Genomic DNA, 10703 nt, shown 5'->3' on the forward strand with positions numbered 1-10703 from the left:
GACGGCCGATAAATGTCCGAGACCCGTCAAGAGTGGCGAGATGGGGACATTCGTACGAAGGCCGGGCCATCCGGCCCACACCGGGCCGCCCGACCACCCGCCCGTACGACCGCCCCGCGCGGGGCGCACGCCCGGCCCCCAACCCGCACGCCCGGCCCGACCGCAGGCCCCGCTCAGGAGCGGCGGCGCGCCGCCTCGTACAGCACCACTCCGGTCGCGACACCGGCGTTCAGCGACTCGGCGCCGCCCGGCATCGGGATCCGCACCAAGAAGTCGCAGGTCTCGCCGACCAGCCGGGACAGCCCCTTGCCCTCGCTGCCGACCACGATCACGACCGGTCCGCCGAGCGCCGGGAGGTCGCCGACCTCGGTGTCGCCGTCGGCGGCGAGTCCCACGATCGTCAGGCCCGCCTTCCGGTAACTCTCCAGCGCCCGGGTCAAGTTGGTGGCGCGGGCGACCGGCGTACGGGCGGCGGTGCCGGCCGAGGTCTTCCACGCGCCGGCCGTCATCCCGGCGGCGCGCCGCTCGGGCACGACGACGCCGTGACCGCCGAAGGCGGTGACGGAACGGACGACGGCGCCGAGGTTGCGCGGGTCGGTGATGCCGTCGAGCGCGACGATCAGCGGGTCATCGCCGTCGTCGAAGGCGGCTGCGGCCAGGTCGTCGGGGTGCGCGTACTCGTACGGCGGGACCTGGAGCACCAGGCCCTGGTGGTTGAGGCCGTTCGTCATACGGTCGAGCTCGGGCCGAGGGGCTTCCATCAGGTGGATGCCACCGCGGTCGGCTGCGAGCTGAAGGGCCTCACGCACGCGCTCGTCGTTCTCGATGTACTGCTGTACGTAGAGCATCGTCGCGGGTACGCCGTCGCGCAGCGCCTCGAAGACCGAGTTGCGGCCGACGACCATCTCGCTGGTGCCCTTGCCGCCGCGGCGGGCGACCTGGCGGCGGGCGGTCAGCTTGGCCTTGGAGTTGGCGACCCGGTTCTGCACATGCCCCTTGCGGGCGGACGCGGGCGGCGTGGGGCCCTTGCCCTCCAGGCCGCGGCGTCGCTTGCCACCGCTGCCGACCTGCGCGCCCTTCTTGTTGGACGTGCGGCGGTTCCTGCGTTGGCTGTTCCCGGCCATGACCTACCTGTTTCGTTGCTTTCGTCGGTTCGTGAGAAGTCCGAAATGAGAACGAGAGCTTCACTTCGTTCACGCGAGTGTGCCGTCCGGCGGCCGGACAGCACAATCGGGGCCCCGGTCAGGGCCCTTCGGCCTGCCGCGGCTCCGCCTCTTCAGGAGGTCGCGGCGTCGGTCCCGCTCAGCGCGGGCCCAGTGTCCACCGCGGGCCCGTCGGGCTGTCCTCGATGGCCAGGCCCGACTGCTGGAGCTGGTCGCGGATGGCGTCGGCGGTGGCCCAGTCCTTGCGGCCGCGCGCGGCCTCGCGCTGGTCGAGCACCAGCCGTACGAGGTGGTCGACGACGCCGTTCAGGGTGTTGACCTGCCCGTCGAGGCCGTCCTCGCCCGCGCCCGCTCCCGTCCAGTGTGCGTCCAGCGGGTCCAGACCGAGAACACCGAGCATCGCGCGGACCTCGGCGAGCCGGGCGACCGCGCCTTCCTTGTCGTCGGCGCCGAGCGCCGAGTTCCCCTGGCGGACCGTGGTGTGGATGATCGCGAGGGCCCCCGGGACACCCAGGTCGTCGTCCATCGCCTCGGCGAAGGCGGGCGGCACCTCGTGGGCCGGCGCGACGGTGTGGCCGGCCAGCTCGGTGGCGCGCTGGACGAAGCCCTCGATCCGCGCGAAGGCGGACTCGGCCTCGCGCAGGGCCTCTTCGCTGTACTCGATCATCGACCGGTAGTGCGGGGTGCCCAGGTAGTAGCGCAGGACGATGGGCCGCCAGTGCTTGACCATCTCGCTCACCAGCACCGAGTTGCCGAGCGACTTGGACATCTTCTCGCCGCTCATGGTGACCCAGGCGTTGTGCACCCAGTACCGGGCGAAGTCGTCGCCGTACGCCTTGGCCTGCGCGATCTCGTTCTCGTGGTGCGGGAAGACCAGGTCGAGGCCGCCGCCGTGGATGTCGAAGGCGCTGCCGAGGTATTTGTGCGCCATGGCGGAGCACTCCAGGTGCCAGCCGGGCCTGCCGGGGCCCCACGGGGTCTCCCAGAAGGGCTCACCGGGCTTGGCGGCCTTCCACATGGCGAAGTCGCGCTGGTCGCGCTTGCCGGTCTCGCCCTCGGCGGACGGCTGGCGCAGATCGTCGATGTCCTGGTTGGAGAGCTGGAGGTACTCGGGGAAGGACCGCACGTCGAAGTAGACGTTGCCCTCGCTCGCGTACGCGTGACCGCGCTCGATGAGGCCGCGCATCATCTCGATCATCTCGGGGATGTGGCCGGTGGCGCGCGGCTCGTAGGTGGGCGGCAGGCAGCCGAGGACGTCGTAACCGCTGTTGAAGGCGCGCTCGTTCTCGTATCCGATCGCCCACCAGGGGCGGTCCTGGGCGGCCGACTTGGCGATGATCTTGTCATCGATGTCCGTGACGTTCCGTACGAAGGTCACGTCGTAGCCGCGGTAGGCGAACCAGCGCCGCAGGATGTCGAAGTTGAGCCCCGACCTGATGTGCCCGATGTGCGGGGCGGCCTGCACGGTGGCGCCACAGAGGTAGATCGAGACACAGCCCGCGACGAGCGGGGAGAAGTCACGGATCTGCCGGGCGCCGGTGTCGTACAGCCGAATGGTCACGGAACAAGGGTAGTGCTCCGGAGGCAGTGCCCCGGGCCCCTTGGGGCCACGGGACACCGAAGCGTGACGTTGCGCGCGCCGCACGGCCCTCGTCAGAGGTGGTCGGAGCGCCGGCGGGCGCCGGCCCGGGTGCTGTCCGTCATCGGACAACGGCGTGGCGCCGGGGACAGGCCCTGGCTCGGTGGCGTCAGATGCGGCCGACGACCTTGCGGGGCGTGATCCGGATGACGACCCGCTGTCCCTCCCGCGCCCCCTCGGGGTTGAACTCGGCGTAGGGCTTGCCGGTGTACTTCACCGACAGCTCGTCGATGAGCTCCTGTCCGCCCTCCGTGGTGAGGGTGGCCGAGCCGCGGATCTCCGCGTACGCGTACGGGGCGTCGAAGGGCTGGAACATGACGGTCACCCTCGGGTCGCGGCGCAGGTTCTCCGCCTTGCGGCGGCCGACGGCGGTCGAGACGAGGATGTCGTCGCCGTCACGCTTCACCCATACCGGCGAGACCTGGGGGCTGCCGTCGGGCTGGATGGTGGCGATGGCGACGAAGACGGGGCCGTCGAGAAGCTTCTTGAGCTCGTCGGAGAGAAGGGCGGGTGCCATGGTGATGCCTTCCTACGGAGGGGGCCACTGCGGTACGGGGACGCGGACCCGGCGATGTCTCGTCAACCGGGCCCGGTCCCACGGTATTTCGCGCCCTACTGTCCGGTCGGCACTCGGCCCGGGGTCGCCGTGTCGCCCGGTCGGCGCGCGGCCCGGGTCGCCCGGCGCGTCAGCCCGCGCGGACCAGCAGCGCCGTGGCGATCGCCGCCAGGCCCTCGCCGCGCCCGGTCAGCCCGAGCCCGTCGGTGGTGGTGCCGGACACGGAGACGGGCGCGCCGACGGCCTCCGACAGCGCCTTCATCGCCTCCGCGCGCCGCTTGCCGATCTTCGGCCGTACGCCGATGACCTGGACGGCGACGTTGCCGATGACGAAGCCTTCCGCGCGGACGATCCTGGCCGCCTCCTTGAGGAGGGTGACGCCGGAGGCGCCGGACCACTCGGGCCGCGAGGTCCCGAAGTGGGCGCCGAGGTCGCCGGCGCCCGCCGCGGAGAACAGCGCGTCGCAGGCGGCGTGGGCGGCGACGTCGCCGTCGGAGTGCCCGGCGAGGCCGTAGCCGTCGTTCCCGGGTCCGTCCCACAGCAGACCGGCGCACCACAGCTCACGCCCGGCCTCGAAGGCGTGCACATCCGTACCGATGCCGATCAGCGGCAGCCCGGCAGGCTGCAGACCGGCAGGCTGCGCGGCCCCCGGCCGGGAGGCGGACTCAGAATCCATCGTTGGCCCTCCTGCGGGCGAGTACGGCCTCGGCGAGCAGCAGGTCCAGCGGCCGGGTCACCTTGAATGCCTCCTCGTGACCGGGCACGACCACGACCGGCTCACCGAGCCGCTCGACGAGCCCCGCGTCGTCCGTCGCACCCTGGCCGGCCAGGGGCACGGTCAGATGCGCGCGTACGAGCGTCTCGCGGTCGAAGCCCTGCGGGGTCTGTACGGCGCGCAGCCGGGCACGCTCAGGCGTGGCCACGACGGGCTCGGGCTGGTCCCGCTCGCCGGGCTCCACCTCTTTGACGGTGTCCGCGAGCGGCAGGGCCGGCACGACGGCGGGCGCGCCGGCCCGTACGGCGTCGACCACCGCGTCCACGGTGTCGACCGGCACGAGCGGCCGGGCGGCGTCGTGGACGAGAACGGTCGTGATGTCGTCCGGCAGGGCCTCCACGCCGAGCCGTACGGACTCCTGACGGGTCCCGCCCCCGGGCACGACGAGGTAATCCGTACGGGTGGGCAGCGAGTGCTCGTCGAGGAGCAGCCGCACCGCCGCGGTGTCCTCCGGCGGGGCCACCAGGACCACGAGGGAGACCGCGCGGGACGCCGCCATGGCCCGGACCGCGTGGACCAGCATCGGGGTGCCCCCGAGGGAGCGCAGCGCCTTGGGGGCGCCGGGGCCGAGCCGTATGCCACGGCCCGCCGCGGGGATCACGGCGGCGGTGCGGTGTCGGCTCGATTCGTCTGACATCGGTTGCACTCCGGCAGGTTTGTTTCCTCGGCCGACATGGGTATGGCCTCAAACGTGCCGGGCGCGGCACCTTGACCGGACCCTTCCGTGACACTGGTTGAGACCAGCTGCGCCAGCTGCCCCGGGCCCGGCACACCAGGAACCGGTACAGGCGTGTGTGCCGGATGAGAGTGCGGACACGGGGACTGCGGGAAATTCGGTTGGTGTGACGGGGTGTCACAGCCGAGAGTAGATCCTAGGGCCCGGTCGAAGCCGCTGGATCGGCCCCCGACAGGCTCCTGAAGAGATTCCACCCGTGTGATTCCCGCGGACATGCCGCAGTGCCCGGCGACGCAACATGGGAAATCACTGCTGGTCAGCGGGCACCGCGGCATTCGTGCATGGACGTTGTCGTGCGACCTTGTCGTGCACAGTCCTGTTCACGCCCGGCTGCTGATCGGGGCAGGTGCGCGCTGTCGCGCACATCGACCGTGTGGAACAGCCGGGACGTCCGGGTCAGGCCCCGGTCAGGACGCGAGAACCTCGTCGAGCAGGGCCTCGGCCTTGTCCTCGTTCGTGTTCTCCGCGAGAGCGAGCTCGCTCACCAGAATCTGGCGCGCCTTGGCGAGCATGCGCTTCTCACCTGCGGAGAGTCCACGCTCTCGTTCCCGACGCCAGAGGTCACGGACCACTTCGGCGACCTTGATGACATCGCCGGAGGCGAGCTTCTCAAGATTTGCCTTGTAGCGCCGGGACCAGTTCGTCGGCTCTTCTGCGTACGGCGCCCTCAGCACCTCGAAGACCCGGTCCAGCCCATCCTGACCGACCACATCGCGTACTCCGACGAACTCCGCATTGTCCGCGGGGACACGAACCGTCAGGTCGCCCTGGGCGACCTTGAGCACCAAGTAGGTCTTGTCCACGCCTTTGATCTGGCGAGTTTCGATAGCCTCGATCAGCGCGGCCCCGTGATGGGGATAGACCACGGTGTCGCCAACCTTGAACGTCATGTGACAGGTACCCCTTCCGTGGCTATCCAGGGTAACACGGGAACGGCTTCTTCTGAATGGCGTTTTCGCAGGTCAGGACGGTTCTCGGGGCTTGACAACAGCAATAGGAACGTGCTGCGAGCGGCTTCCGGAAGCGGGTATTCGCAGGTGGGAGCGGCTGCGAAGCCGGTCGGAAACACGCACGTTCCACCGCCGGAACCCCCACCCTGAGGGGGTAAACGTCCATATTTGTCTGGTTCCAAGGGTGGAACTTCCCATACTCCGTTCGGATGTCGGTCACACGTACGGACAGAAGTGCGAACCCAATCCGAATTCGATCACCCGAGCCCTCGCCCGCGGCGTATCGGGCCGGGTATGAAGTGGCGTATCGCGCCGCGTATGGCATGGGATTCCGAAGCCGTCGGGCGCAATTCGTAAGGAATGTGTGTCGGGTCGGGGAATTGATCACCGGACTTATGTGAACGGCGTACTAAACATGTCCCCGACACTCACTTCCGTACTCCGCTCCGTGCTCCGCCGAGAAGGATGGGCGGCGGGACCGCCGTGTGCCGGGCGCCGTTGAGGGCGGGTCGGGTGCGAGGGCGTGAGGGGGGCTCGGTAACCTGGGCCCGCTGAACCATCGTTGATCCGTCATTAGCCTTGTCCGTACGTCCAAGGAGTTGCCGCCGCCGTGAGCCGCAGCCTTCGACGCGGCACCCTCGCCGCGTCTGCCATCGCGTTTTCGATCGCCTCGCTCGCCGCGTGCGGTGCCGGCATCGAGGCGCAGACGCTCGGCGTCCGACCTGACAACGCCGCGACCTCGATCGGCGACATCACCGTCCAGAACGCCACGGTCGTCACCCAGCCGGAAGCCACCGGCGACGGCCCGGCCATCGTCACGGCGAAGGTCTTCAACAACGGCCGCACCCAGCAGACGCTCGACGCGATCACGCTGCCGGACAGCGGCGCCACGGTGAAGATCACCCCGGCGAAGGGCAAGGGCCCGCTCACCGTGCCCGGCGGCGGCTCGGTCCTGATCGGCGGCGAGGGCAACGCCTCGGCCGTGATCGAGAGCGGCGACGAGCAGGCGCGCAACGGCGACGCCCAGCGGGTCGTCTTCCAGTTCAGCGACACCGGCGACGTGGCGCTCGATGCCTTCGTCGTACCGGCGACCGGTCCCTTCACCGACTTCGGGCCGAGCACGGCGCCTTCGCCGGCGGCCGGGGAGTCGGAACAGCCCGGCGGATCCTCCTCCGAGACGCCCGGCGGCACCGCCACCGAGGGTGCGTCCACGGAGGGTGCGTCCACCGACGGCGCGTCCGGTGCGCCCGCGGACGAGGAGACCGGGGCGCCCGGCGGCAGCGCCGATGAGGGCACCGTCGAAGGCGCTGACGAGGGCACCGAGCAGGAAGAAGAGACGCCGACGGACGCCGCGTCAGCGTCGGCGAACACCGAGAGCTGACGCCGACCGGCGATCACGGGTCGGCAGTCGTACGCGTAAGGGCGCCGCACCGGAGCATTCCGGTGCGGCGCCCTCGTACACACAAAGCAGTACGCGATACCGCCCCACGCGCACGCGACATCTGGACCCGCGCTCACTCCCGCGAAGGACGCGGGTGAAAGCGGGGCCCTGCTCGGGGTCGGGGCGGTTTACGGCTCGAACTTGTAGCCGAGACCGCGCACCGTCACCAGATACCGGGGCGCGCCCGGATCGGGCTCGATCTTGGCGCGCAGCCGCTTGACGTGGACGTCGAGGGTCTTGGTGTCCCCCACGTAGTCCGCGCCCCACACCCGGTCGATGAGCTGCATACGGGTCAGCACACGGCCCGCGTTGCGCAGCAGCATCTCCAGGAGGTCGAACTCCTTCAGCGGCAGGTCGACCTTGCCGCCGGAGACCGTCACGACGTGACGGTCCACGTCCATCCGGACCGGCCCCGCCTCCAGGGCGGCCGGCGCGACCTCCTCCGGTTCGCCCCTGCGGCGCAGGACGGCACGGATGCGCGCCACCAGCTCCCGCGAGGAAAAGGGCTTGGTCACATAGTCGTCGGCTCCTATTTCCAGGCCGACGACCTTGTCGATCTCGCTGTCCTTGGCGGTCACCATGATCACCGGGACATTGGACTTGCCGCGCAGCTGCCGGCACACCTCGGTGCCGGGCAGACCGGGCAGCATCAGGTCGAGGAGGACGAGATCGGCGCCGTTGCGTTCGAACTCGTCGAGCCCCGCGGGCCCGGTGGTCGCGATCGCGACCTCGAAGCCTTCCTTGCGGAGCATGTAGGAAAGGGCGTCGCTGAAGGATTCCTCATCCTCGACGACGAGCACTCGGGTCACGGAAGGACCTCCGGGGCAGGGATCTCAGTCGATTGGTCAAGATCGTTGACGTCGTGAAAGCGGCGCTGGGCGACATCGTCCGGGCCGGTGGGTGTGCGGTCCCGTCCGGCGCCCGCCTCGGGGAGCCTCAGGGTGAAGGTGGAGCCCTGACCTTCGGAACTCCACATCGTGACCTCCCCGCCGTGCGAGGCGGCCACGTGTTTGACGATGGCCAGGCCGAGGCCCGTACCACCGGTGGCTCGGGAGCGGGCGGGATCGACGCGGTAGAACCGCTCGAAGACCCGCTCCCGGTCTTTCTCGGAGATGCCGATCCCCTGGTCGGTGACGGCTATCTCGATCAGATCCCCGCCGGGCGCGGACACATGCCGGGCCGAGACGCCCACACGTGTGCGGGCCGGGGAGTAGTTGACGGCGTTCTCGACGAGGTTGCCGAGGGCGGCGGCCAGCTGGCCGCGGTTACCCCAGACTCGCAGATCGGCGGCGCCGCCGGCAGCCATGGTGATCTGCTTCGTGGACGCGGCATGCCGGGACCTGTCGATGGCCTCGGCGACCAGTTCGTCCACGCGTACCGGTTCGGCGTCCTCCAGCGGGTCGTCGTTCTGCACCCGCGAGAGGTCGATGAGTTCCTGTACGAGATTGGTGAGCCGGGTCGCCTCGATCTGCATACGGCCGGCGAAGCGGGTGACCGCCTCGGGGTCGTCCGAAGCATCCATGACAGCTTCGGAGAGCAGGGAGAGCGCCCCGGTGGGGGTCTTGAGCTCATGGCTGACATTCGCCACGAAGTCACGCCGGACCGCTTCGATCCTGCGCGCCTCCGTGAGGTCCTCGACCAGGAGCAGGACGAGACGGGAGCCGAGCGGTGCCACCCGGGCCGAGACGGCCAGGGCCTCGCCGCGGCCGGTGCCGCGCCTGGGCAGATCCAGCTCCACCTGACGTATCTCACCGTCACGGCGGGTGTCGCGCGCCATGTGCAGCATCGGGTCGACGGCCAGTTTGCCGCCCCTGACCAGGCCCAGCGCATACGCGGCCGAGCTGGCCTTGACCACCGAGTCGCTCTCGTCGAGGACGACGGCGGAGGAGCGGAGAACAGAGAGGACGGTGTCGACACCGGGCGGAAGACCTGCCTCCGTATGCAGTGAGCTACGGGTGGGCCTGGCCTGGTCGCGCTCGCTCCAGCGGAACGCCAGCATGGCGATCACGCCGGTACACGCCCCGGCGATCGCTGCCAATGCGGCGACTGCCGCGTTCACGTCCATGCAGCCAGGTTATGCGGGGTGGACGACACTCTCCCAGCCGTACCGGTGTCTCCTGGAACACTCGTCGCCCAGAGTTCACTGTGGGGAAAGTGCCGGTTCACTTGGGAGGGAGCAGCCGGACTCCTGGCGGGCCGAGCGTGGCACTGTAGGGGGCTCGAAACTCCCTGCCCCTGGCGGTCCGTGTGACGAGGACGGAGCCGTCCGGGGGTCGACACACGTACTCGGACACCCCGGACCACCAGCACGAGAATCCAGAGAGGGACACCCATGCGGGACGCGTACCACGAGGAACTTGACTCGATCGGCGAGGACCTGGTCGAGATGGCCCGGCTGGTCGGGTCGGCGATTGGGCGCGCCACCACGTCCATGCTGGACGCGGATCTGAAGCTCGCCGAGAGCGTGATCGCCGCCGACCAGAAGGTCGACGACCTCCAGCACGACCTGGAGGCCAGGGCCATCGCACTGCTGGCGCGGCAGCAGCCGGTCGCCACCGATCTGCGGATCGTGGTCACGTCGCTGCGGATGAGCGCGGACCTGGAGCGCTCGGGCGACCTGGCGCAGCACGTCGCCAAGCTGGCGCGGCTCCGCTTCCCGGTCCACGCCGTGCCGCACGACCTGCACGCGACCATCCTGGAGATGGGGCAGCTCGCGCAGCGGCTGATGGCGAAGGCGGCCGAGGTCATCATCACGAAGGACGTCGACCTGGCGCTCCAGCTGGAGCAGGACGACGACGAGATGGACCTGCTGCACCGCACGCTGTTCCAGCACCTGATGGACGACCGGTGGAAGCACGGCATCGAGACGGCCGTGGACGTGACGCTGCTGGGCCGCTACTACGAGCGGTTCGCGGACCACGCGGTGTCGGTGGCCAAGCGCGTGGTGTACCTGGTGACGGGTGAGCACGCGGACGAGATCCAGCAGGCGGAGGCACCGGTCGAGGGAGCCTGAGGGCCGGGCCCGTTCTGTCGGCCCGGGGGTTTGCGGCCCTGGGGGCGCAGGGGGCGTATCGCGGTGGTACTGGCCGGCGCCTGCGCGCATGCGCCGTTGATGCGCCCGCCACGGTGGGGTTGCAATGGGCATGGACGCCACCCCGTACTCCCATGCACGCCTTCGAGGAGGAAACCATGGCCGAGTCCCCGATGACCGAAACCCAGCAGGAAGCGCCTCTCGAACGGGCGCGGCTGCCGATCCTCGGCGCCTGCGGCTGCGGCTCGGGCTGCGGCTGCGGCTGCCAGTCGGGCGGACCGTGCGCCTGCGGGGGCAGCTGCGGCTGACGGACTAGGGGGTGTCTTCAAAGTAGCGCCGTCCGCCTGCAAGGCGGGGCCCGCGGCGGCTGGTGCGTGCGATCGCAAGGCGGAGGATCGCTCTCGTACTGGAC

The 10703-nt window shown here is 70.1% G+C and carries 11 protein-coding genes; 3 read left to right on the forward strand and 8 right to left on the reverse strand.

What is annotated here, in order from left to right; translation table 11 throughout:
- Window positions 1-173: 173 nt before the first annotated feature.
- The 6 genes from rlmB to ACFWV8_RS25465 all read right to left on the reverse strand — a co-directional run bounded on the left by rlmB (window position 174) and on the right by ACFWV8_RS25465 (window position 5759).
- Window positions 174-1124 (reverse strand): 23S rRNA (guanosine(2251)-2'-O)-methyltransferase RlmB, encoded by a 951-nt coding sequence (gene rlmB / locus ACFWV8_RS25440; protein ID WP_384207641.1) that lies wholly within the window; start codon window positions 1122-1124, stop codon window positions 174-176.
- A gap of 178 nt (window positions 1125-1302) precedes the next feature.
- A complete protein-coding gene (gene cysS / locus ACFWV8_RS25445; RefSeq protein ID WP_384207647.1) occupies window positions 1303-2724 on the reverse strand; it encodes a cysteine--tRNA ligase in 1422 nt (473 codons plus the stop codon).
- A gap of 187 nt (window positions 2725-2911) precedes the next feature.
- Complete coding sequence (locus ACFWV8_RS25450; RefSeq protein WP_329385988.1) at window positions 2912-3319, reverse strand: PPOX class F420-dependent oxidoreductase; 408 nt, start codon at window positions 3317-3319, stop codon at window positions 2912-2914.
- Window positions 3320-3488: 169 nt separating this feature from the next.
- Window positions 3489-4034, reverse strand: coding sequence for a 2-C-methyl-D-erythritol 2,4-cyclodiphosphate synthase (gene ispF / locus ACFWV8_RS25455; RefSeq protein ID WP_384207653.1), 546 nt, complete (start codon window positions 4032-4034; stop codon window positions 3489-3491).
- Window positions 4024-4770: a 2-C-methyl-D-erythritol 4-phosphate cytidylyltransferase gene (ispD, locus tag ACFWV8_RS25460; RefSeq protein WP_384207657.1), complete on the reverse strand. Its 747-nt coding sequence runs from the start codon at window positions 4768-4770 to the stop codon at window positions 4024-4026. Before ispD ends, ispF begins: the two co-directional genes overlap by 11 nt.
- Before the next feature lie 506 nt (window positions 4771-5276).
- The gene (locus ACFWV8_RS25465; RefSeq protein WP_003953493.1) at window positions 5277-5759 is read right to left on the reverse strand and encodes a CarD family transcriptional regulator; all 483 of its coding nucleotides are present in this window, start codon (window positions 5757-5759) and stop codon (window positions 5277-5279) included.
- Window positions 5760-6429: 670 nt separating this feature from the next.
- Here ACFWV8_RS25465 and ACFWV8_RS25470 point away from each other — a divergent pair.
- Window positions 6430-7200 carry a DUF461 domain-containing protein gene (locus tag ACFWV8_RS25470; protein WP_384207662.1) on the forward strand — a complete coding sequence of 257 codons (771 nt, stop codon included), beginning with the start codon at window positions 6430-6432 and terminating at the stop codon, window positions 7198-7200.
- Window positions 7201-7388: 188 nt separating this feature from the next.
- Here ACFWV8_RS25470 and ACFWV8_RS25475 read toward each other — a convergent pair whose 3' ends face one another.
- The gene (locus tag ACFWV8_RS25475) at window positions 7389-8069 is read right to left on the reverse strand and encodes a response regulator transcription factor (protein WP_189110519.1); all 681 of its coding nucleotides are present in this window, start codon (window positions 8067-8069) and stop codon (window positions 7389-7391) included.
- The gene (locus ACFWV8_RS25480) at window positions 8066-9325 is read right to left on the reverse strand and encodes an ATP-binding protein (protein ID WP_329385978.1); all 1260 of its coding nucleotides are present in this window, start codon (window positions 9323-9325) and stop codon (window positions 8066-8068) included. Before ACFWV8_RS25480 ends, ACFWV8_RS25475 begins: the two co-directional genes overlap by 4 nt.
- Window positions 9326-9592: 267 nt before the next feature.
- On the opposite strand from ACFWV8_RS25480, the gene phoU reads away from it, so the two are divergent.
- Both phoU and ACFWV8_RS25490 read left to right on the forward strand, forming a co-directional pair.
- Window positions 9593-10273, forward strand: a complete 681-nt coding sequence (gene phoU, locus ACFWV8_RS25485; protein ID WP_329385976.1) for a phosphate signaling complex protein PhoU — start codon at window positions 9593-9595, stop codon at window positions 10271-10273.
- 176 nt (window positions 10274-10449) lie between these two features.
- Window positions 10450-10599, forward strand: coding sequence for a hypothetical protein (locus tag ACFWV8_RS25490; RefSeq protein ID WP_329385974.1), 150 nt, complete (start codon window positions 10450-10452; stop codon window positions 10597-10599).
- Window positions 10600-10703: the final 104 nt, after the last annotated feature.

This window comes from Streptomyces sp. NPDC058665 (assembly GCF_042714995.1).
Classification (GTDB): domain Bacteria; phylum Actinomycetota; class Actinomycetes; order Streptomycetales; family Streptomycetaceae; genus Streptomyces.

Coding starts and splice junctions, on each gene's coding strand:
- ACFWV8_RS25490 (WP_329385974.1), top strand. CDS start 10,450: ATGGCCGAGTCCCCGATGACCGAAACCCAGCAGGAAGCGCCTCTCGAA.
- ACFWV8_RS25480 (WP_329385978.1), bottom strand. CDS start 9,325: ATGGACGTGAACGCGGCAGTCGCCGCATTGGCAGCGATCGCCGGGGCG.
- ACFWV8_RS25450 (WP_329385988.1), bottom strand. CDS start 3,319: ATGGCACCCGCCCTTCTCTCCGACGAGCTCAAGAAGCTTCTCGACGGC.
- ispD (WP_384207657.1), bottom strand. CDS start 4,770: ATGTCAGACGAATCGAGCCGACACCGCACCGCCGCCGTGATCCCCGCG.
- ispF (WP_384207653.1), bottom strand. CDS start 4,034: ATGGATTCTGAGTCCGCCTCCCGGCCGGGGGCCGCGCAGCCTGCCGGT.
- phoU (WP_329385976.1), top strand. CDS start 9,593: ATGCGGGACGCGTACCACGAGGAACTTGACTCGATCGGCGAGGACCTG.
- ACFWV8_RS25465 (WP_003953493.1), bottom strand. CDS start 5,759: ATGACGTTCAAGGTTGGCGACACCGTGGTCTATCCCCATCACGGGGCC.
- rlmB (WP_384207641.1), bottom strand. CDS start 1,124: ATGGCCGGGAACAGCCAACGCAGGAACCGCCGCACGTCCAACAAGAAG.